At 63.2% G+C, this 20,346-nt stretch carries 18 protein-coding genes; 16 read left to right on the top strand and 2 right to left on the bottom strand.

What is annotated here, in order from left to right; translation table 11 throughout:
- The first annotated feature begins 178 nt into the window (after nucleotides 1-178).
- The 4 genes from galE to GYH35_RS01905 all read left to right on the top strand — a co-directional run bounded on the left by galE (nucleotide 179) and on the right by GYH35_RS01905 (nucleotide 4,777).
- Nucleotides 179-1,174, top strand: coding sequence for a UDP-glucose 4-epimerase GalE (gene galE, locus GYH35_RS01890; RefSeq protein WP_161813855.1), 996 nt, complete (start codon nucleotides 179-181; stop codon nucleotides 1,172-1,174).
- Nucleotides 1,175-1,329: 155 nt separating this feature from the next.
- The gene (locus GYH35_RS01895; protein ID WP_161813854.1) at nucleotides 1,330-2,784 is read left to right on the top strand and encodes a sensor histidine kinase; all 1,455 of its coding nucleotides are present in this window, start codon (nucleotides 1,330-1,332) and stop codon (nucleotides 2,782-2,784) included.
- 6 nt (nucleotides 2,785-2,790) lie between these two features.
- Nucleotides 2,791-3,471: a hypothetical protein gene (locus GYH35_RS01900; RefSeq protein WP_161827520.1), complete on the top strand. Its 681-nt coding sequence runs from the start codon at nucleotides 2,791-2,793 to the stop codon at nucleotides 3,469-3,471.
- The gene (locus GYH35_RS01905) at nucleotides 3,440-4,777 is read left to right on the top strand and encodes a sigma 54-interacting transcriptional regulator (RefSeq protein WP_235936683.1); all 1,338 of its coding nucleotides are present in this window, start codon (nucleotides 3,440-3,442) and stop codon (nucleotides 4,775-4,777) included. The genes GYH35_RS01900 and GYH35_RS01905 overlap by 32 nt, the downstream gene beginning before the upstream one ends.
- A 3-nt stretch (nucleotides 4,778-4,780) precedes the next feature.
- Here the strand turns inward: GYH35_RS01905 and GYH35_RS01910 are convergent, their stop codons facing one another.
- A complete protein-coding gene (locus GYH35_RS01910) occupies nucleotides 4,781-5,812 on the bottom strand; it encodes a UDP-glucuronic acid decarboxylase family protein (protein WP_161827521.1) in 1,032 nt (343 codons plus the stop codon).
- Between the two features lie 322 nt (nucleotides 5,813-6,134).
- Here GYH35_RS01910 and asnB point away from each other — a divergent pair, with 322 nt between their 5' ends.
- The 4 genes from asnB to nadE are packed head-to-tail and all read left to right on the top strand — an operon-like array spanning nucleotide 6,135 to nucleotide 10,912.
- A complete protein-coding gene (gene asnB / locus GYH35_RS01915) occupies nucleotides 6,135-8,105 on the top strand; it encodes an asparagine synthase (glutamine-hydrolyzing) (protein WP_161813850.1) in 1,971 nt (656 codons plus the stop codon).
- Nucleotides 8,106-8,114: 9 nt separating this feature from the next.
- Nucleotides 8,115-8,363: an acyl carrier protein gene (locus GYH35_RS01920; protein WP_161813849.1), complete on the top strand. Its 249-nt coding sequence runs from the start codon at nucleotides 8,115-8,117 to the stop codon at nucleotides 8,361-8,363.
- A gap of 18 nt (nucleotides 8,364-8,381) precedes the next feature.
- Nucleotides 8,382-9,911, top strand: coding sequence for a class I adenylate-forming enzyme family protein (locus tag GYH35_RS01925; RefSeq protein WP_161827522.1), 1,530 nt, complete (start codon nucleotides 8,382-8,384; stop codon nucleotides 9,909-9,911).
- On the top strand, nucleotides 9,908-10,912 hold the full coding sequence (nadE, locus tag GYH35_RS01930; protein ID WP_161813847.1) for an NAD(+) synthase: 1,005 nt from the start codon (nucleotides 9,908-9,910) through the stop codon (nucleotides 10,910-10,912). Before GYH35_RS01925 ends, nadE begins: the two co-directional genes overlap by 4 nt.
- A 45-nt stretch (nucleotides 10,913-10,957) precedes the next feature.
- Here nadE and GYH35_RS01935 read toward each other — a convergent pair whose 3' ends face one another.
- Complete coding sequence (locus tag GYH35_RS01935) at nucleotides 10,958-11,680, bottom strand: hypothetical protein (RefSeq protein ID WP_161827523.1); 723 nt, start codon at nucleotides 11,678-11,680, stop codon at nucleotides 10,958-10,960.
- Nucleotides 11,681-11,838: 158 nt separating this feature from the next.
- Between GYH35_RS01935 and GYH35_RS01940 the strand changes: the two genes are divergently transcribed.
- The 8 genes from GYH35_RS01940 to GYH35_RS01975 all read left to right on the top strand — a co-directional run bounded on the left by GYH35_RS01940 (nucleotide 11,839) and on the right by GYH35_RS01975 (nucleotide 20,341).
- Nucleotides 11,839-12,831 (top strand): flavin reductase, encoded by a 993-nt coding sequence (locus GYH35_RS01940; RefSeq protein ID WP_161827524.1) that lies wholly within the window; start codon nucleotides 11,839-11,841, stop codon nucleotides 12,829-12,831.
- Between the two features lie 99 nt (nucleotides 12,832-12,930).
- Nucleotides 12,931-13,353, top strand: coding sequence for a holo-ACP synthase (gene acpS, locus GYH35_RS01945; RefSeq protein WP_161813844.1), 423 nt, complete (start codon nucleotides 12,931-12,933; stop codon nucleotides 13,351-13,353).
- A gap of 30 nt (nucleotides 13,354-13,383) precedes the next feature.
- On the top strand, nucleotides 13,384-13,632 hold the full coding sequence (locus tag GYH35_RS01950; RefSeq protein WP_161813843.1) for an acyl carrier protein: 249 nt from the start codon (nucleotides 13,384-13,386) through the stop codon (nucleotides 13,630-13,632).
- Nucleotides 13,633-13,644: 12 nt separating this feature from the next.
- A complete protein-coding gene (locus GYH35_RS01955) occupies nucleotides 13,645-16,191 on the top strand; it encodes a beta-mannosidase (protein ID WP_161827525.1) in 2,547 nt (848 codons plus the stop codon).
- Nucleotides 16,188-17,390, top strand: coding sequence for an acyltransferase family protein (locus GYH35_RS01960; protein WP_161813841.1), 1,203 nt, complete (start codon nucleotides 16,188-16,190; stop codon nucleotides 17,388-17,390). Before GYH35_RS01955 ends, GYH35_RS01960 begins: the two co-directional genes overlap by 4 nt.
- Complete coding sequence (locus tag GYH35_RS01965) at nucleotides 17,383-18,057, top strand: alpha/beta hydrolase (RefSeq protein ID WP_161827526.1); 675 nt, start codon at nucleotides 17,383-17,385, stop codon at nucleotides 18,055-18,057. The genes GYH35_RS01960 and GYH35_RS01965 overlap by 8 nt, the downstream gene beginning before the upstream one ends.
- Nucleotides 18,058-18,225: 168 nt before the next feature.
- A complete protein-coding gene (locus tag GYH35_RS01970; RefSeq protein ID WP_161813839.1) occupies nucleotides 18,226-19,407 on the top strand; it encodes an acyl-CoA dehydrogenase family protein in 1,182 nt (393 codons plus the stop codon).
- 22 nt (nucleotides 19,408-19,429) lie between these two features.
- The gene (locus GYH35_RS01975) at nucleotides 19,430-20,341 is read left to right on the top strand and encodes an amino acid--[acyl-carrier-protein] ligase (protein ID WP_161813838.1); all 912 of its coding nucleotides are present in this window, start codon (nucleotides 19,430-19,432) and stop codon (nucleotides 20,339-20,341) included.
- Nucleotides 20,342-20,346 lie beyond the last annotated feature (5 nt).

Here is a 20,346-nt window from a genome sequence, read left to right on the forward strand (position 1 = left end):
AACGCTCTGGCAGTGCCCATGGTGACCGGCGACAGCGACTGAAGTCCATTGCAGATTGTCGGGCTGTCTGATTCGAGCGACGCGTGCGCCACGAATGGACTACCGATGAGCTACTGACGCAGAGCAACTGCTAGAATCGGCGCAACGTTCCCTATCGACATCGGATCGACATCGACCTATGACCATCCTCGTCACCGGCGGCGCCGGCTACATCGGCAGTCACGTAGTTCGGCAGCTCGGCGAGCGCCAGGAAAAAGTAGTGGTGCTGGACAACCTGTCCACCGGCTTCCGCTCGGCGGTGTTGCACGGTGAGCTGGTGGTCGGCGACACCGGCGATCGCGAGCTGGTCGGTCGCATCCTGCGCGAGCACCGCATCGAAACCATCATGCACTTCGCCGCGCACACGATCGTTCCGGAATCGGTGTCGAATCCGCTGAAGTACTACGGCAATAACACGTGCTCGACTCGCAACCTGCTGCAGGCGAGCCAGGAAGCCGGCGTCAAACATTTCGTGTTCTCCTCCACCGCCGCCGTGTATGGCATTCCCGAGGGCGGCCTGGCCGCCGAGGACAGCCCGACGCAGCCGATCAATCCGTACGGCACCTCGAAGCTGATGAGCGAATGGATGTTGCGCGATCTGGCCGCCGCCACGCCGCTGCGCTATGTGGTGTTGCGCTACTTCAACGTCGCCGGCTGCGATCCGGGCCAGCGCATCGGCCAGTCGACGCTCAAGGCGACGCTGCTCACGAAGGTGGTCGCCGAAGCGGCCGTGGGCAAACGTCCGCACGTGTCGATCTTCGGCACCGACTATCCGACCGCCGACGGCACCGGCGTGCGCGACTACATCCACGTCGAAGACCTGGCCAGCGCCCACTTGAAGGCGCTCGATTACCTGCGCGCCAATGGCGCATCGGTGACGCTCAATTGTGGCTACGGCCACGGCTACAGCGTCCGCGAGGTGATCTCGACGATGAATCGCCTGACCGGCCAGCCGCTCAAGACGCTCGAGGAGCCCCGCCGGGCGGGCGACCCGCCGTCGCTGGTCGCCAAGGCCACCCGCGTCCGCGAATTGCTGGGCTGGGTTCCACAGCACGATGACCTCGAGGCCATCATCCGCTCGCAGCTGGCCTGGGAGCGCCGCCTGCAACAGGAACCGGGCTTGCAGAAGAACTAACGACTGGACGGCGCGAGCCTGAGGCGACTGCTGAAGCCGGCATGCGACCGGCCCTGCAGTCGCCCCTGAGATCGGCCTGGAAAAGACATGGATGCCACCTCTCTCCTACGCACTTTCCGCGCATCGCTTTACTCCGAGCGCTAGAATCCGCCCCCATGCGTTTGCCCCGCCCGAGCTCACTGAACAGCCTGATGCTGACCGGTTTCGCGCTGGTTTCCATCCCGCTGCTGCTCGGGGTGGTCATTGCCGCAACCAAGGTGCGGAACCTGTCCGAGGAGAGCGCGACGCTGGTCCGCAGCGGCGTGCAGACCACGCATTACACCCAGCAGCTGTTCCAGCAGATCGCGCCCATCGAGCGCAGCGCCAAGCTGTACCAGGTGCTGAACGATCCGGGGCTGCTCGACGTTTATGGCGACAGCCGCGAACGCTTGCTTGCGACGCTGGCCAGTATCGAGACGACCGCGGCCGATCAGGAACACGCGGTCCAGCTGCGGGCCATCCGCAACTCGCTCCGGCGCATCGACGCCGCCCTGCTGTCGCCCACGCCGGCCTCGCCGGAAGTGATTCGCGACGCGGTCGATGCCATCCAGCCCATGTGGCAGGCGGCGTTCGCGCTGACGGCGGCGACCGGCGAGCAGGTCGAGACCGGTTTGTCACGGCTGCAGCAGTCGACCTCCGATACGCAGAAATATCTGTTCTGGCAGTCGGCGGTGCTGATCCTGCTCACCGCGATGCTGGTGGGCGTGTTCACGTTCCTGTTGATGCGCCCGATCCGCCAGATCGATATGGCGATCAGCCAGCTCGGCAAGGGCACCTTCTCGAAGTCGATCGCGGTGCGCGGCCCGGTGGACCTGGTGAACCTCGGCCGGCAGCTGGAGTGGCTGCGCGTGCGTTTGCTGGAGCTGGCGCAGGAGCGCAATCGATTCCTGCGACATATGTCGCATGAGTTGAAGACGCCCCTTGCCAGTATTCGCGAAGGCACGGAACTGCTGATGGATGGCGCGGTCGGTGAACTGGACAGCGCGCAGCGGGAGGTCACCACCATCCTGCGCGACAACGGCATCAAGCTGCAGCAACTGATCGAGAACCTGTTGGAGTTCAGCGCCTGGCAGGCGCGGCACGCGGGGCTGGAGATTTCCGAGTTCCGGCTGCGGCCGCTGATCAAGTCGGCCCTGGAAACGCATCAGCTGACGCTGCTCGCGCAGCGGGTGCACCTGGACCTGAAAGTACAAGACATCGAGCTGCACGCGGACCGCGCCAAGCTCAAGCTGATCCTGGATAACTTGCTGTCGAACGCGCTCAAATACAGCCCCCGGGGCGGGACCATTTTCATTCATGCCAAAGCGGACAAGGATCAACTGGTGCTCGATGTCGCGGATACCGGCCCCGGCATTTCCAAGGATGAGCGCTCCGCGATTTTCGACGCCTTCTATTCGGGGCGTGCCCCGGTCTCCGGCCATCTCAAAGGCACCGGCATCGGCCTGTCGGTGGTTTCGGAATTCGTGCAGGCGCACGGCGGTTCCATCGAGATCCTCGATGGAATGTTTCCTGGCGCCCATTTCCGCGTCCGGCTGCCTCTGGCGCCCGCGCTCGAAGGCGAGCCGGCATAGCGGCGCATGATGACGCTCAAACACATCATCGGGCTGCTTTGCGTATGCGTCGCCTCCCTGTCGTTACAGGGCTGCGAGATCGTGGATCAATTCCGCCAGCAATCGGCAGCAAACTCCGCGGCGAGCGTGCCACCCTCGCCCGCGCCGCTGAGCGGCAATACGCCTGCCTATCTGGACATCATGAATGGCTTGAGCACGCCGGATCCGGCGCGCCAGGCCGATTTGTTTTATGAAGTCGAGCGCGAATACACACGCGCGCCGACCACCGCGAGCACGCTGAGATATGCCGTTGCACTGGTCACGCCCGGCCATCCCGCAAGTAGTCCCTCGGAGGGCAAACGTTTGCTGGAAACGCTGCTGGCCACACCGGAACGGCTCACTCAGGATGAGCGCACGCTCGCCTCGGTATTGCTGCACGAAACTGATGTTAGATTGAAACTCGAGGCTGAAAATCGTCGGTTGCTTGCGACACTCGACGACCGTCACCGGTCGCAGGCAAACTCGGATAAGCGCATTCAGGCGCAGATCGAAGAGAACGCACGTTTGCGCCGTGCCCTCGCCGAAGCCCAGCAGAAGCTGGACGCGATCAAAGAAATCGAGAGGTCTATCATTGAACGCAGTCCCACGCCCCCTGGCAATCGCGATGCCGCCCCAAGTGAAACGCAAAGCCCGCCTGCTAGTCGTTGACGACGATCCGGGGCTGCTCCGGCTGCTCACGATTCGTCTGCGCGCCGAGAACTACGAAGTCGACGCGGTCGAAAGCGCCGCCGCGGCTCTGGCTGCTCTCGCCCGCGTCCGCCCGGATCTGGTGATCACCGATCTGCGCATGGACCAGATGGACGGCATCGGCCTGCTCAAGGAAATCCAGAGCCGGGCCCCCGGCCTGCGAGTCATCATCCTCACCGCCCACGGCACGATTCCCGATGCGGTGCAGGCGACCCAGAGCGGCGCGTTCGCGTTTCTCACCAAGCCGGTCGACAAGCAGGAGCTGCTCGATCAGGTGCAGAAGGCATTGAAGGTTTCCGGCTTCGCCGACACCACCGAAGACTGGCGCAGCGAAATCATCACCCGCAGCGCGGTGATGGAAGAGCGCATGGCGCAGGCTCACATGGTGGCTGGCACCGACGCGCGCGTCATGATCACTGGCGAGAGCGGCACCGGCAAAGAGCTGCTGGCTCGCGCCATCCACAAGGCGAGCCCGCGCCGCAACCGTCCGTTCGTTGCCATCAATTGCAGCGCCATGGCCGAGAACCTGCTCGAGAGCGAGCTGTTCGGCCACGTGAAAGGCGCGTTCACCGGCGCCATCCGCGAGCATCGCGGCCTGTTCCAGGCGGCCGATGGCGGCACGCTGCTGCTCGATGAAATCGGCGACATGCCGATGCGGCTGCAAGTGAAGCTGCTGCGCGTCCTGCAGGAAAACCAGGTCCGTCCGGTGGGCAGCACCGAAGCGACCACGGTCAACGTCCGCATCATCTCGGCGACGCACCGCGATCTGAAACAACTGATCATGGGCGGTCATTTCCGCGAGGATCTGTACTACCGCCTGAACGTCGTGCACATCGAAATGCCGTCGCTCGCGAAGCGTCGCGAAGACGTGCCGCTGCTGGTGTCGCACTTCCTCGAGAAGGTCGCGCAGGAGACCGGCGAGCAACGTCACATCTACGCGCCGGAAGCGGTCGAGCTGCTGGTCAGCGCCGATTGGCCGGGTAACGTGCGCCAGCTGGAAAACGTGGTCCGGCAGAACGTCGCGCTCGCCACCAGCCCGATCATCAGCGCCGAATTGGTGCAGGCCGCGCTAGGCGGCGGTCCGACCCGCCTGCCCTCGTTCGACGAGGCGCGCGACGAGTTCACCCGCAACTACCTGTCGCAGATCCTGCAGATCACCGGCGGCAACGTGAGTCAGGCGGCCCGCCTGGCGAAGCGCAATCGTACGGACTTCTACAAGCTGCTCGCGCGTCACCAGCTGACGCCGGAAGACTTCAAGCAGCGTTGATCCTCACGCCCGCGCGCTCGCGCGGGCATCGATCTCGACCGGTACGGGTTTGGGAGCGTGCGAAGACGCGATGGCGATCTTCGTCACGCCCAACAGCTGGTCGAAATATTCCACCGTTCGCGACAGCCCTTCCTTCAGCGACACCTTCGGCGCCCAGCCGAGCAGGTGCTGAGCCTTTTCGATATCGGGACGCCGCTGCCGCGGATCGTCGACCGGCAGCGGCTGCAGCACGATCTTCGATTTCGAACCGGTGATGTCGAGCACCGCCTGCGCCAGCTCCAGCATGGTGAACTCGCAGGGATTGCCGATGTTGATCGGGCCGGTGACGTGCTCGGCACTGTTCATCAGCGCCAGCAACGCCGCGACCATGTCGTCCACGTAACAGAACGAACGCGTCTGGCTGCCGTCGCCATAGATGGTGATGGGCTCGCTGCGCAGCGCCTGTACGATGAAGTTCGAGACCACGCGGCCATCGTTGGGATGCATGCGCGGTCCATAGGTGTTGAAGATGCGAGCCACCTTGATCTGCAGCTTGTGCTGGCGGTGATAGTCGAAGAACAACGTCTCGGCACAGCGTTTGCCCTCGTCGTAACACGAACGCAGGCCCACTGGATTGACGTTGCCCCAGTACTCCTCCACCTGCGGATGCACCGAAGGATCCCCATAAACTTCCGAGGTCGAGGCCTGCAGGATCCTGGCGTGCACGCGCTTGGCGAGTCCCAGCATGTTGATGGCGCCGTGCACGCTGGTCTTGGTGGTCTGCACCGGATCGTGCTGGTAATGGATGGGCGACGCCGGACACGCCATGTTGTAGATCTCGTCCACCTCCACGTACAGCGGGAACGTGACATCGTGGCGCATCAACTCGAACCCCGGCCGATCCGCAACGCGGGCAAGGTTGACCTTGGCGCCGGTGAAAAAATTATCGACACACAGCACGTCGTGGCCGTCCGCCACCAGCCGTTCGCACAGGTGCGAGCCCAGAAAGCCGGCCCCGCCGGTGACCAGAATGCGCTTGGTGTCGAGCTGTTTCATGACGGACCCTGCTGCTGGGGCGACGAGTTGCCGCCGCTCGCAAGCACAATCTGCCGCCGATAAAACGGTTCCTCGAAACGGCGCCGGCCCCGGCTCCTGGTACCAACGGGCGTTGCGTTCGCAGGCGGCGTCGGTACTCTGCTGTCAAGTCCGGGGCATGGCCGGCCAGGCACGTCGCCCCCCCGTGTGACGCAGTTCGGCAGGTCAAGTATAAATTTCCCTTTAGAATAGAGGCGGCCTGGCTACCGGGCCCTTGCGCATCCTGGGAGCCACGTGCGCCGCCCGAGCGCAACGAGCAGATTTATTACGGCAATAATCCATTATGTGCGGGATCGCAGGAATCATCGGCCTCGACGCTGAATACAGGCCGCAGCGCCACTCGCTGCAGGCCATGATCCAGGCGTTGCATCATCGCGGACCGGACGGCTACGGCGTGCTGGTCGACGGTCCCGTCGGGCTGGCGCACGCCCGGCTCAGCATCATCGACCTGAGCAGCGATGGCGATCAGCCCATGGGCAACGAAGACGGCTCGATCCAGATCGTCTTCAACGGCGAGATCTTCAATTACCTGGAGCTGCGCGCCGAGCTGCTGAAGGCCGGCCACCGTTTCAAGTCGCACTCCGACACCGAGACAATCGTCCATGCGTACGAGGAATACGGCGAGCGGTTTCTCGATAAACTCAATGGACAATTCGCCTTCGTGCTGTGGGACCGCCCGCGCCGGCGCGTGGTGCTCGCTCGCGACCGCGTCGGCATCCGGCCGCTGTATCTCGCTCGCGATGGCCGCCGCTTGTTGTTTGCTTCGGAGATCAAGTCCTTCGTCGCCGCCGACTTTCCACTGCGCCTGAATCCCCGTGGCCTGGGCCAGACGTTTACGTTCTGGTCCACCGTGGGCGAGGAAACTTCATTCGAAGGCGTGCGTGCGCTGCCGGCGGGTCACGTCATGGTGATCGAAAACGGCGCCGAACGTGTTTCTCGCTACTGGGACTGGCAGGCTGCTCCGAAGGGCGCACCAGCTCCCGTCAGCTACGAAGCAGCGGCCACGCACGTACGCGAGCTGCTCATCGACTCGGTCCGGCTGCAACTGCGCGCTGACGTTCCAGTGGGCGCTTACCTGAGCGGCGGCCTCGACTCCTCCGCCATCGTCAGCCTGATCAAGAATTACACCGACACTCCGCTGCGCACGTTCTCGGTCGCATTCGAAGACGCGGAATTCGATGAAAGCAGTTATCAGCAGGCGATGGTCGACTACGCCGGCACCGATCACACGACCATACGCTGCACGCGACAAGACATCGGCCGCGAATTCCCACGGCTGGTCGAACATGCCGAAACGCCCGTGCTACGAACGGCGCCTGTGCCGCTGATGTTGTTGTCGGGATTGGTGCGCCAATCCGGTTACAAGGTCGTGCTCACGGGTGAAGGCGCGGATGAGATCTTCGGCGGCTATGACTTGTTCAAGGAAGCGAAGGTGCGTCGCTTCTGGGCGCGCCAGCCCGAGTCGCGCGCACGGGCGGCGCTGCTCACTCGCCTGTATCCTTATCTGAAGCACTCTCCTGTGGGCAATGCGGCGTTCGCAGGCAACTTCTACGGTCAAGGCCTCAGCGAGGTGAATGACCCGTTCTACGCGCACTTGCCGCGCTGGAACACGACGCGACGGCTGTGGAATTTCCTGGCGCCCGACGTGCGTGCGTCGCTGCAGGACTGGGACCCGCACGCCGATCTGCGTGCACTGCTACCCGACGATTTCGGCAATTGGAACGAGCTCGGTCGGGATCAATACATCGAAGTCCAGACCCTGCTCTCGGGCTACCTGCTGAGCTCGCAGGGCGATCGCGTGGCCATGGCCAATTCGATCGAAGGCCGTTTTCCGTTCCTCGATCATCGCGTGATCGAGTACTTGAACAGCCTGCCGGCGCGCTACAAGCTGCGTGGCCTCTACGAGAAAGCCATTCTGCGTCGTGCCGTGCATGGCCTGCTGCCCGACGCGGTGCTTAACCGCGTCAAGCAGCCGTACCGCGCGCCGGACAGCATGAGCTTTTTTGCCGGCGGCAAGCCGCTCGACTACGTCGCCGAGCTGCTCAGCCCGGAACGCGTGGCGGCGAGCGGCTACTTCGATCCCCAGGCGGTGGCGCGCCTGCTGGAGAAGTGCCGGCAGGGCCGTGCGATCGGCTTCGCGGACAACATGGCGTTCGTTGGGATTCTCTCGACGATGCTGCTCGATGACAAATTCGTGCGTAGCCGGCGCTCCGGCGCAAGCACGGTTCCTCAAACGTTTCCTACGACTGCATAGGCGGGACGGATGTCGACCAGAAGCGAAGTCAAATCTTTCATCCTCAAGAATTATCTGTTCACCGAAGATGATGCCGCGCTCGCCGACAGCGACTCGCTGATGCAGAAGGGCGTGGTGGATTCCACCGGCATCCTCGAGCTCATCATGCACGTGGAGGACACCTACGGCATCAAGGTGCTCGATGAGGAGATGGTTCCGCAGAACCTCGACTCGGTCACCGCCATCTCGGCATTCGTCGAACGCAAGCGGGGCAAGTAACCGGTCGAGGCTGCACCGGTGCTGCTCACCGACAATCTCCGGGTCACTGCCGAGCGCCATCCACAGCGCTGCGCGATCCAGCATGGCGAGACCCAGCTGAGCTACGCGCAGCTGGCCCAGCGTGCCGAATCATTCGCGGCTCACCTGCTATCGCAAGGTTTGCAGCCAGGCGAACGGGTCGCATTGCTGATGGACAATTCCCCCGACTATGCAGCTGCGCTGTACGGCACGCTGCTCGCGGGTGGCATCGCTGTGACCTTGAACGCCGCCGCCAAGGCCCGCGAATTTGCCACGTGGCTGCGTCATAGCGAAGCCTCGTGGCTGGTCACCGAAGGTGACCGCCGGGAGGCAGCGCTGGCCGTCGCGGAAGTTGGCACATCGCCCAAGCTGCTCATTGCCGGCGCCGCGCGCCGCGATGAACGGCTCGCCGATGGTGAATCCCTCGAAGCCGTGCTCGCATCGGATGCGGTCGCAACCGCCCTGCCGACACTGCGTGCCGATGCGCCCGCCTGCATCCTCTATACCTCGGGCACGACCGGCAATCCCAAGGGAGTCGTGCTCACTCATGGCAATCTCGCGAGCAATACGGACGCAATCGTCCGCTACCTCGAGTTGGCCGCCACCGACAGCATCGTCTCGATCCTGCCGTTTTATTACTCATACGGCAGCTCGGTACTTCACACTCACATTCGCGCCGGCGCGCGCATCGTGCTCGAAAACAATCTGGTCTACCCGCACCTCATCGTGGAACGCATGGCAGCCAACCGCGTTACCGGATTCGCCGGCGTTCCCTCGACCTTCGCGCTCCTGCTCCAACGCGTCGAGCTCGCCAAGTACGACCTCTCGGCGCTGCGCTATCTCACTCAGGCCGGCGGCGCGATGGCGCCGGTATTAACGCGGCGGCTGCGCGAAACATTGCCGCACACCCGCGTGTTTGTAATGTATGGACAGACCGAAGCCACCGCACGTCTTACCTACTTGCCGCCCGAGCGGCTGGAGGACAAGCTCGGGTCGGTGGGCATCCCGGTCGAGGGCGTGAGCATCGAGATCCGCAACGACGAAGGCAGTCCACTGCCGCGCCTGCAGCCCGGAGAAGTATGGATCCGAGGACCGAACGTCATGCAAGGGTATTGGCGTGACGAGGCCGCGACTCGCAGCGTGCTCCGCGACGGCTGGCTGCGCACCGGCGATATGGGGCATCTGGACGAGGAAGGCTACCTGTATTTGTCCGGCCGCCGCAGCGATATGATCAAGACGGGCGCGCATCGTGTGCACCCCAATGACGTAGAAGAAGTCATTCAAGAACTCGACCAGGTTGCCGAAGTCGCGGTCGTTGGCATCGACGATGAAACATTGGGTCAGGCGGTCGCAGCCTTCATCGTGCCCGCGTCCGGGCACAGCGGCGACGCGCTCCAGATCCGCAATCATTGCCGGGCACGACTCGCCAGCTACAAGGTCCCGAAGACGATCGAATTCGTAACCGCCCTGCCCCGCACCGCATCGGGCAAGGTGCGCCGTGTGGAATTGGCACAGAGGAACTCACCGTGACGAACAAGGCCGACGATTTTTCCTGGAAGGTGCTCGATATCGATCTGGAAGCCGAAGCGAAGCGCATCACGGAGCGCCTGCGCGACGTGACTTCGCGCGTGCTGAACCGTCGCGGCCTGGTCGTCGCCATTTCCGGCGGCATCGACAGCTCCTGCTCGATCGCACTGGCGGTGCGCGCAATCGGCCCCGAGCGCGTGTTCGCCCTCATCCTGCCCGAACGCGATTCCTCGGATGACAGCGCGGTCCGCGGCAAGTTGCTGGCCGAGCACCTCGGCGTGCAGTACCACGTGCATGACATCGCGCCAGCGCTGGAAGCAATCGGCTGCTATCAATGGCGCGACGAGGCGATCAGTCGCGCGCTGCCCGGCTATGGTCCGGGCTGGCGCATGAAGATCGTGATCAGCGGCGGCATCGAAGGCCGCGTCAACACCTTCCATGTAGTCGCCGAGGCGCCCGACGGACGCAAGTTCGATGAGCGCCTGAACCTGCGCGACTATCTGCAGATCGTCGCTGCCACCAACTTCAAGCAGCGCCTGCGCAAGACGCTGGAGTACTTCCATGCCGACCGGCTCAACTATGCCGTGGTCGGCACGCCGAACCGGCTGGAATACGACCAGGGCTTTTTCGTGAAGAACGGCGATGGCTCGGCGGACGTGAAGCCGATCGCGCACCTCTACAAGTCGCAGGTGTACGCGATGGCCAAGCACCTCGGCCTGCCCGAGCGCATCACCTCGGCGGTGCCGACGACCGATACCTACAGCCTGCCGCAGGGTCAGGATGAGTTCTACTTCGCTCTGCCCTACCGCGAGATGGATCTGGCGTTGTGGGCGCTGAACCACCAGGTGCCCGCGGCACAACTGGCCAAGGTGCTCGGCTGCACCGAAGAGCGCGCGGCGTACATCTACCGGGATATCGAGACCAAACGCCGCACGACGCGCTACCTGCACCGCTCGCCGGTGCTGATGGAGTCTGTGAAGGAGATCACTCCGAACGTGGAGTGAACGTCGGTCCGGACGGGCCCGCCATGCGGGCCCCCACCTCGTCTATCAACTCGTTTTCGGCTGTGAGGCGAGGAATCGCATGAACTCGGTTGCGATCACCTCCTTGCCCCGCTCGCCCAGATGCCCGCCGTCGTATGTATACGACGGATCCAACGTCTCGATCTGTCGCGACCGGTACTCGAAGGTCCGGGCGCCAGCGGCAGCTTCCAGCCGCGCGATATCGAACAGCGCGTCGGCGCTGAAACGCTCGCGGATCCGCTGGTTGAATTGCTGTCGGCGCAGGTTGTGCTCATAGCCCGCCGGAGCCTTGCCCAGCACCTTCTTCATCCAGGCCTTAGGGCCCGTTTGAATGGTCGTGAGCGGCGCCGTCATGGCGACGAAGCGTGTTTGGGGGTGCTGCGACTGCAGCTGCCCGAACGTCTCGCCATAGGTCGCCGCGAGCTTCTCCGGATCCACGGCGCCGTTGAAATCGATGTAACAAAGCTTGAGCAGGGCCAGATCGGCCTGAGCAAATGCGTTGGCGCCCAGGGTGGCTGCGAAGTGCGCGATCTTGCCTTCCGGCTTGCCGTTCTCGCCGACCTTGAAATGCGCGATGCCTTGCCACTGCCCGGGGGCCTGGCTGGTTTCCACGATGGGCAGGGCCTGGCCCTGTTGCCGAGTCAGCGCCTGCACCCCGTCGAGAATGTCGTTGCCCACCGACTGATGGGCAAACACGATCCGTCGGCTCGCCACGGCGGCGATCTCGGCGGCGGTCAGAGTGGCGGACATTACGGTCTCCTAATCCTTCGTAACGACGGGCTTGTTATACTGCCCCTGGGCACGAGGACCTGACGTGCAGCACAGTTTGCACAGTTTACTCGAAGGCATAATTTGGCTGCTTGCTGCTCTCGCAGGAGCAACTCGATGCAGTTCAGCAGTTCCAGCGCATGAGTATTCCTGCCGATCAAATCCGCTCGTTCCGGAACGCGCTCGGCGCGTTCGCGACCGGCGTCACCGTGGTCACGACCCGGTCCGAGGAAAGCGGCGACGTTGGCCTGACCGCCAACAGCTTCAATTCGGTGTCGTTGGACCCTCCCATGGTCCTGTGGAGCCTGGCGAAAACATCGAAAGCGCTCAGCACCTTCATGACCTCGTCGCACTTCGCGGTTCACGTCCTGGCCTCCGATCAAGAGGCGCTCTCGACGCGTTTCGCCCGCGCAGGCACGGATAAGTTCGCCGATCTCCCCATCGACCGCGGCGTCGGCGCCATCCCCCTTCTGACACACTGCTCGGCGCGCTTCCAATGCCGGACGGCCTTCCGTTACGAGGGCGGCGATCACATGATTTTCGTCGGCCAGGTCGAAGCCTTCGATCACTGGGAGCGCCCGCCGCTGGTCTTCCACGCGGGCCGGTATGCGTCGGCCGTGCGGGTAATCAAGACTCCAGAAGCCCCGAGCGACGCCGAGCCCGACAGCAGCTTCAGCCAGGACTTCCTCATCTATCTGCTCGGCCGCGCCCATCACCAGCTGTTCCTGCAGCTACGCAACTCCCTGCGTCGTTACGGGCTCAGCGAAGACGGCTGGTTCGTTCTGAGCCTGCTGGGCGTCGCCAACAACCGCACCCTGGATGAGCTGGGACGGCTGCTCGCCTATACCGGCAAGGGAATTACTTACGATCTGCTCGCCAGCCTCGGCGCCGCCGGCTTCGTCAAGCTCGCCGGCTTCTATGACCCGCATGCCCGCGTCGAGCTCACGGACGCCGGCCGCAGAGTCGTGATCGAGTTGGTGGCGGCGGCCCGCGCGGCGGAAGATCATGCCCAGCGCAATCTCGACGACGCTCAAACGCACGTGCTGAAGCACGCCCTGCGCCAGATCGTCAATGACTCACAGGTGGTCTCCCCGATGGCGGCGCCGAGCCTGGAGGGCGAACTGGATGAATAGTCAGGGCTGGACTTGCGTGCCGATTCACAGTTCCTTGACAGTGGCAAGGTCCGTTTGGGTCTTGTGAATGGCCGGTCGGCTGACCAAAATGGCGCGCTCATGAGTTCGGGCTCGGAAGACTCTTCCGCAGGCCGGCCCCGCACGCTGCGCGTCGGCACGGACCTGGTTCAAATAAGTCGTATCGCCGAATCCATAGAGCGATTCGGCGACCGGTTCATCCGGCGGTTGTTCACCGAGGGTGAAATCGCCTACGCGACGTCGAGCGAGTCTTTGCAGGCCGAACGGTTTGCCGCCCGGTTTTCGGCGAAGGAAGCGGCCATCAAAGCGCTGTCGCTGTCGGAGGACGGGCTCGATTGGAAACAAATCGAAGTGCTGCGCGCCGCGAACGGTGCGTGCACGTTGCGGCTGCACGGCGCAGCGCTTGCGGCTGCCGTCCAGGCAGGAATTCTCGAAATGAGCTTGAGCTTGAGTCATGAGGGCGACTATGCGACCGCCGTGGTTGTCTGCTTAGCCGCGTTATGAGCGATCTCGATAGTCGAAGAGTGTAAATCTATGAGCGATCTCGTCAGCAAAATCCGTAACATTCTCAAGGAGCATGGCCGCCTGAGCGGCGATGCAGCCACGCTCGATCCGCATGCCGATCTGTACCAGGCGGGCATGACTTCGCACGCCAGCGTCAACGTCATGTTGGCGCTGGAAGGCGAATTCGATGTCGAGTTTCCCGATGCGATGCTCAAGCGCAACGTATTCAGCTCGATCGCCGCGATCAGCGCAGCCGTCAGCGAACTGCAAGCAGCTTGAGCCTCGTTGCCCATGCCCGGCGCGATTCGCGGTCCAAACTCGCAGCACCGCGAATCACTGTCCTCGGGCTGGGAATTCTGCGCCCGTCCGCCGGACAGCGCGCTCTCGCCGCTTGAACTGAGCGAACAAACAACCTGGCTCAAAGCGACCGTGCCATGCACGGCCGCCTCTGCGTTGCGCGAGCTCGGACAATGGAGCCTGGACAGCGCGCCGCGTCGGTTCGACGCGGAAGACTGGTGGTTTCGCTGTCACTTTTCCGCTTCCGACTCGAATGAGCAATGCACGCTCGGCTTCGATGGCCTGGCGACGCTCGCGGACGTGTGGCTGAACGGCGAGCACATCCTCGCGAGCGAGAACATGTTTGTCGCACATGAGGTCGACGTCACCGGTCGACTCCAGCAGCACAACTCGCTGTATCTGCGCTTTCGCAGCTTGGATAAAGCGCTCGCCGCCAAACGCCCGCGGCCGCGCTGGAAAGCCCCCATGATCGAGAATCAGCAACTGCGCTGGTTCCGAACGACGGTCCTCGGACGCACGCCCGGATGGTCGCCCGCCGCTGCCGCCGTCGGGCCGTACCGGACCATCTGGCTCGAGTATCGAAAGGCACTCTCGGTCAAGCACGCGCAGCTGCGCACGTCCATCGACAACGGCAGCGGAAATGTCGATCTCGAATTGGAGCTTGCGTCGCCGAGCGCCGCGGCCATCGGAGCCCAGCTGACGGTCCGCCGAGGTGAGCAGATCATCAGAGGAACAACGCGCATCGAAGCCGGCCAGAGCCGCGCTCATGTGCATCTGGTCGTCTCCGATGTGCAACGATGGTGGCCGCACACGCATGGCGAGCCGGCACTCTACTCGGCGCAGCTTTCTCTCGAATCGCAATCGCCCTCGGGCGAAACGGTCTCTCAAGAAATCGGCCTGGGCCATTTTGGATTCCGCGCCGTGCGCATCGATGCGAGCGACGGCGGCTTTCGTGTGATCGTCAACGACGTTCCGATCTTCTGCCGTGGCGCCTGCTGGACGCCGCTCGACATCGTGTCGCTGCACGCCAGTGCTGGCGACTACGAACAAGCGATCGAGCAGGTGCGCGCTGCGGGCATGAACATGATCCGCATCGGCGGCACCATGGTGTACGAGGACGATGCGCTGCTCGAGGCCTGCGATCGTCACGGAATTCTGGTCTGGCAGGAACTGATGTTCGCCAACATGGACTTCCCCCAAGGCGACCCGAAGTTCGATCGATCCGTGCAGCAGGAGCTGCATCAACAGCTCGGCCGGCTCATTTCTCATGCCTCGGTCGCGCTGATATGCGGCAACAGTGAAGTCGAACAGCAGGCTGCGATGTTCGGCGCCACTCGCGAACGATGGACGCCGCCGCTGTTTCACGAAGTCATCCCGGCGTTGATGCGCGAGGTCTGCCCGGACATGCCGTACTGGCCGTCCAGTGCGCACGGCGGCTCCTTTCCGCATCAACCGAACGTTGGAACCGCTTCCTACTACGGTGTGGGCGCTTACTTGCGAGCGCTCGAAGATGCGCGCCGCTCCGAAGTGAGGTTCGCCTCCGAATGTCTCGCGTTCGCAAACGTTCCTGAAGATGCAACGATCGCGCGGATGCCAAGAGGAGCGGCGCTTCGCGTTCATCATCCCGAATGGAAAGCACGCACGCCGCGCGATCTCGGCGCCGGCTGGGACTTCGAAGACGTACGCGACCACTACGTGAAGGAGCTGTTCGGCATCGATGTGCCCGCCTTGCGCTACTCCGATCACGATCGCTACCTTCACCTCGGGCGGATTGCCACTGCCGAAGTCATGGCAGCGACGTTTCCCGAGTGGCGCCGGAAACGCTCTTCATGTGCCGGCGGACTCGTTTGGTTCCTGCGCGATCTTGTCCCCGGCGCGGGCTGGGGCATCGTCGACTCTTTCGGACAACCGAAGTCTGCGTACTATGCGCTGCGTCGCGCGCTGCAGCCGGTCGCCGTGTTTATCAGTGATGAAGGCTGCAATGGACTTGCGATCCATGTAGTCAACGACAGCCGCGACGAGCTCAAGACGGTGCTCACAGTGAGCTTGTACCGAAATGGCGAGCCGCACGGCGCAGAGGTCCAACGCGAATTGACCCTTGGCGCGCATGAGACGCTCGAGCTGGCGGCCAACGAATTCTTCGAGGGCTTCTACGACCTGGCGTATGCATATCGATTCGGGCCGAAGATTCACGATGTGATCGCCGCCACGTTGCGCGATCCGCGTGGAGACCTGTTGAGCGAACATGCCCACTTCCATCGTGGCGAGATCCTGCGGCGCGGCTCGGAGATCGAGATCGCCGCGGCGCTGACGCACGACGAGCTGGGCGTTCCGACGCTCCGGGTCAGCTCGAAGAAATTCGCTCAAAGCGTGTACATCGACACGCCGGGCGCAGTGCCTCACGACAACTACTTCCATCTTCTTCCCGGCGGATCGCGGACGATTCGCTTCCCCCATGCCCTTGCCGGCCAACGAATCGAAGGAACCGTTCGGGCGCTCAACAGTGTGAGCGCAGTGCCCATTGTGTTTTCAGCGCCATGACAACAGCACAGAGCAGCGTGTCCGTCGCCCCGGTGCAAAAGCTGCACTTCTTCCAGCACATTCCCGCTCTGGACGGGCTGCGCGGGATTGCGATCCTGCTGGTCCTGATCCACAACGCCGGGCATTTCGGCGCCCATCCTTCGGGCGCCTTTTGGGTGACGGCGCTGATCGCCGCCATCGGCTGGGTCGGCGTGCAGCTGTTTTTCGTGCTCTCGGGCTTTCTGATCACGGCCAAGCTGCTCGAGACTCAAGACGCACCGAACTACTTCTCGGTGTTCTTCGGCCGTCGGATCTTGCGGATCTTCCCGCTCTACTACGCCGCTCTCATCGTGGGATTGCTGATCGTTCCCGCCATTACACAGCAGCCTGCCGGCGGCGAAGCGTCCACTTCGCACCAGGTCTGGCTTTGGACATTCCTGCTGAACTGGGTACATCCGCTGGGACTGCCGACCTACGGCTTTCCGCATTTCTGGTCGCTCGCCGTCGAAGAACAGTTCTATCTCATCTGGCCGTTCATCGTTTACAAAGCGACTCAGACCACACTCGCACGCACCTGCTACGCCCTGATCGCAGCCGCGCTCGTGATTCGAACCGTTCTCGCGCTCGGCGGAGCGACCGAGGACATGATCTACGAATTCACCTTTTGCCGGATGGACGCGTTGGCGATGGGCGCGCTGCTAGCCGTGTGGCTGCAATCGCCGGATCGCACCCGACTGCTGCAGGAAAAAGCGGCTGCGCGGCTGATTCCAGCTGCGTTCGCAATAGTGCTGCTTGGAGCGGTGTTCTCGCGCCTTTACACACGCAGCCTGCTGTTTACCCAGACGCTCGGCTACACGTTGCTGGCCGTGTTCTTTGCATTGATCCTGCTCGCGTGCCTGATCGGCACCAGCAAGCTCAATCGATGGTGTCGGCAGTTCCTGTCGACGTCCTTGCTGCGTTCCCTCGGCAAATACAGCTTCGCGATGTACGTGTTCCATTTCCCGATCCAGTTGCGCCTGGAGAGCTTCCTGCCGCTGTTCGAACAGCGCTTTGCAGCCTGGTCCGGGATTGCGTTCCTGGTCGTCGTGGGGCTGGCCAGCTATGTCGCGGCTTTCTTCTCCTATCATCTTTATGAGAAGCATTTCCTGCGGCTGAAGTCGTGGTTCACTCCGCGAGCACGCCTCGAGCCCTCGCAATCCGAACTGCCCAGGCATGCGTGAACATCGCGTCACGCTCGCCGGCTTCGAGACCATCGTCGTAGAGCCGGCGACTCGGTCGGCGACCGACATCATCGTGCTTCATGGCTACTCAACGTCCGCCGCGGCGCTGTCGCCTTTCGCCCACTCGCTCGGCCTCGACGCGACGTTCTATTTTCCGCACGCCCCGCTGCCTACGCTGGACGGCGGTCGGACGTGGTGGCCCGTGGACCACGAGCAGCGGACGAGAGCGCTGGCGCTGGGCCCGCGCGATCTGACGCACACCTGCCCCGATCGCGAGCCCGTGCGCCGGCGGATGTTTGAATTGGTGTCCGAGATCGAGCGTCGTGAAGCGCGGCCCCCGATCCTTTGCGGCTTCTCGCAAGGAGGCATGCTCGCCCTGGATTTGTTTCTCATGGAGCAGCCGCAGCTCGAAGCGCTGGCGTTGTTCTCGTCGTGCCTGATCGATCGAGCTCGTTTGCAGTCCCGCGCCAGCAGGCTCGAAGGCTTGCCGACTTTCGTCAGCCACGGCCTTCACGATTCCGATCTCGCGTTCGACGCTGGCTGTCACTTACGCGAATTCCTGGCTGGCGCGGGGGCCAAGGTGAGTTGGGTCGAGTTCGACGGCGGGCATGAAATTCCCTTGCCCGTCTGGCGACAGTTCAAGCAGTTCCTACGGGGCCTGCACTAGCACGCCCGTCCAGTTCGCCCAGCGCCATGACGCTCGTACAATGCCCACCAGATCACGGACATTCCGTTCCAGCATGCTAGAGTGCGCGCCAAATATGCGACCGGCTGCTCATTTTTCAGATCTCGGATCTTTTCGTGACAGCGCCCTTTTCTCCATCGTGTGACGCGCATGACAACTAATGTTCGGAATCCCGGCTTCCCACAACTGCTCAGCGCGGTCAAGGCGATTGCCGACGGCGTGGCTCGAGAAAACGCCGCAGATGTGGACAGCAAAAGCCGCTTCCCCATTGAATCGGTCAAGGCGCTGAAGGAGGCATCCGTCCTCTCGGCGCTGATTCCGAAGGAACTGGGCGGCGCGGGCTGCTCCATGCGCGAGGCTGCCGAGTTGTGTTCGACACTGGCGCACGGCTGCGGCTCGAGCGGCATGGTGCTGGCGATGCATTTCAGTCAGCTCGCCTGCCTCACGCGACACGCTCTCGGCTCGGCGTGGTTCGTGAGCTACCTGCGAGAATTGGTCCAGCACCAGTACTTGCTGGCCTCGATTACCTCGGAGGTCGGCACGTTCGGCGACACTCGCTCGAGCATCTGTGCCGTGGAGCGCTCCAACGGCCGGTTTGTGTTGAACAAGCAAGCAACCACGGGCTCGTACTGCGGACATGCGGATGCGATTCTGGTCACGTGCCGTCGTGCGCCCGATGCGCCCAACAACGATCAGGTGCTCGTGCTGGTGCGCGAAGGCGACTACAAGCTCACTCAGACCACGACCTGGGACACGATGGGAATGCGCGGTACGTGCAGCCCCGGGTTCAACCTCGAATCGTCCGGCGACGAACAGCAGATCGTGCCGGGCAGCTTTGCCGACTCGTCGGCGCAGAGCATGGTGCCCTACTCGCACATTCTTTGGTCCTCGCTCTGGTGGGGCATTGCAGCCGATGCCGTTGCGCGCGCCGCTGCAACGGTTCGTGGGGAAGCGCGAAAGAAGCCCGGCACCGTTCCTCCGGCCGCCTCCCGGCTGGCCGCTGTCTGGACGCAGCTGCAAACCATGAAGCACAACTGGCTGGCGCTGGCCCAGGAATTCGATGAGATCGACAGCAGCGCCGATGGCAAGGAAGAGCTGATGAGCATCGGTTGGGCGCTGAAGATGAACAGCCTCAAGGTGAGCGCGTCGGAAACCGCGCCCCAGATCGTGCACCAGGCGCTGCAGATCACCGGCGTCATGGGCTACAAGAACGATTCGAAGTTCAGCGTGGCGCGCCACTATCGTGACGTTCTGTCCGCCGCGTTGATGATTTCCAACGATCGCATCCTCTCCAAGAGCGCCTCCATGCTGCTGGTGTTCAAGGACGAGTGACCGCGAGTATCAGGAACAGCCCATGAGCATCGACTACGATCCCCAGAAATTTTATGACGAGCTGGTCGCCGCCGGGCACATCTACCCGGTCGGCGTGCAAGGCGCGTTCGGCCGCGGTCCCGTGTTCGAGCGCATCGTCGATCGCTTCAACGACCTGGTCAGCGAGATCGCGCGCAACGACGGCGCCGAAACGCGCACCTACCCGCCGGTGGTGAGCCGCAAGGTCATCGAAAAGAACAACTATCTCGAATCGTTTCCTCATCTGTGCGGAACGGTGTTCAGCTTCTTCGGCAAGGAGCTCGAAGGCCGCGAGATGGCACGCAAGGCCGCTCAAGGCGAAACCTGGTCGGAGCACCTCAAAGTGACCGACCTGTGTCTGACGCCGGCGATCTGCTATCCGCTGTATCCGACGCTCAAGGGCAAGCTGCCGCCCGGCGGCGGCCTGTATTCGCTGCTCGGCTGGGCGTATCGGCACGAGCCTTCGACCGAGCCGACGCGCATGCAGTCCTTCCGCATGCGCGAGTTCATTCGTGCCGGCACCGCCGACCAAGTCGTCGAGTGGCGTGACATGTGGCTGCAGCGTGGCCTCGAGCTGCTGCGCTCGCTCGGTCTGAATGCAAATTCAGACGTGGCGGCCGATCCCTTCTTCGGACGCGGCGGCAAGATGATGGCGCAGAACCAGCGCGAGCAGCGCCTGAAATTCGAAGTGCTGATCCCGGTGATCTCGGCCGAGAATCCCACCGCCTGTTGCTCGTTCAACTTCCATCAGGACCACTTCGGCTCCAAATGGGAGATCCAGACCGCCGACGGCGAAGTCGCCAACACCGCCTGCCTGGGATTCGGGCTGGAGCGGATCGCGATGGCCCTTTTCAAGACTCACGGCTGCAACGTCGAGCAGTGGCCTGCAGACGTCCGCCGCCGCCTCTCGATCTAGAACAC

Origin of the sequence: Steroidobacter agaridevorans (genome assembly GCF_009932555.1) — a bacterium.
GTDB classification, from domain to species: domain Bacteria; phylum Pseudomonadota; class Gammaproteobacteria; order Steroidobacterales; family Steroidobacteraceae; genus Steroidobacter; species Steroidobacter agaridevorans.

Coding starts and splice junctions, on each gene's coding strand:
- GYH35_RS01955 (WP_161827525.1), top strand. CDS start 13,645: ATGCCCGGCGCGATTCGCGGTCCAAACTCGCAGCACCGCGAATCACTG.
- GYH35_RS01920 (WP_161813849.1), top strand. CDS start 8,115: ATGTCGACCAGAAGCGAAGTCAAATCTTTCATCCTCAAGAATTATCTG.
- GYH35_RS01975 (WP_161813838.1), top strand. CDS start 19,430: ATGAGCATCGACTACGATCCCCAGAAATTTTATGACGAGCTGGTCGCC.
- acpS (WP_161813844.1), top strand. CDS start 12,931: ATGAGTTCGGGCTCGGAAGACTCTTCCGCAGGCCGGCCCCGCACGCTG.
- GYH35_RS01960 (WP_161813841.1), top strand. CDS start 16,188: ATGACAACAGCACAGAGCAGCGTGTCCGTCGCCCCGGTGCAAAAGCTG.
- GYH35_RS01935 (WP_161827523.1), bottom strand. CDS start 11,680: ATGTCCGCCACTCTGACCGCCGCCGAGATCGCCGCCGTGGCGAGCCGA.
- GYH35_RS01895 (WP_161813854.1), top strand. CDS start 1,330: ATGCGTTTGCCCCGCCCGAGCTCACTGAACAGCCTGATGCTGACCGGT.
- GYH35_RS01965 (WP_161827526.1), top strand. CDS start 17,383: ATGCGTGAACATCGCGTCACGCTCGCCGGCTTCGAGACCATCGTCGTA.
- galE (WP_161813855.1), top strand. CDS start 179: ATGACCATCCTCGTCACCGGCGGCGCCGGCTACATCGGCAGTCACGTA.
- GYH35_RS01970 (WP_161813839.1), top strand. CDS start 18,226: ATGACAACTAATGTTCGGAATCCCGGCTTCCCACAACTGCTCAGCGCG.
- GYH35_RS01900 (WP_161827520.1), top strand. CDS start 2,791: ATGATGACGCTCAAACACATCATCGGGCTGCTTTGCGTATGCGTCGCC.
- GYH35_RS01950 (WP_161813843.1), top strand. CDS start 13,384: ATGAGCGATCTCGTCAGCAAAATCCGTAACATTCTCAAGGAGCATGGC.
- asnB (WP_161813850.1), top strand. CDS start 6,135: ATGTGCGGGATCGCAGGAATCATCGGCCTCGACGCTGAATACAGGCCG.
- GYH35_RS01940 (WP_161827524.1), top strand. CDS start 11,839: ATGAGTATTCCTGCCGATCAAATCCGCTCGTTCCGGAACGCGCTCGGC.
- GYH35_RS01910 (WP_161827521.1), bottom strand. CDS start 5,812: ATGAAACAGCTCGACACCAAGCGCATTCTGGTCACCGGCGGGGCCGGC.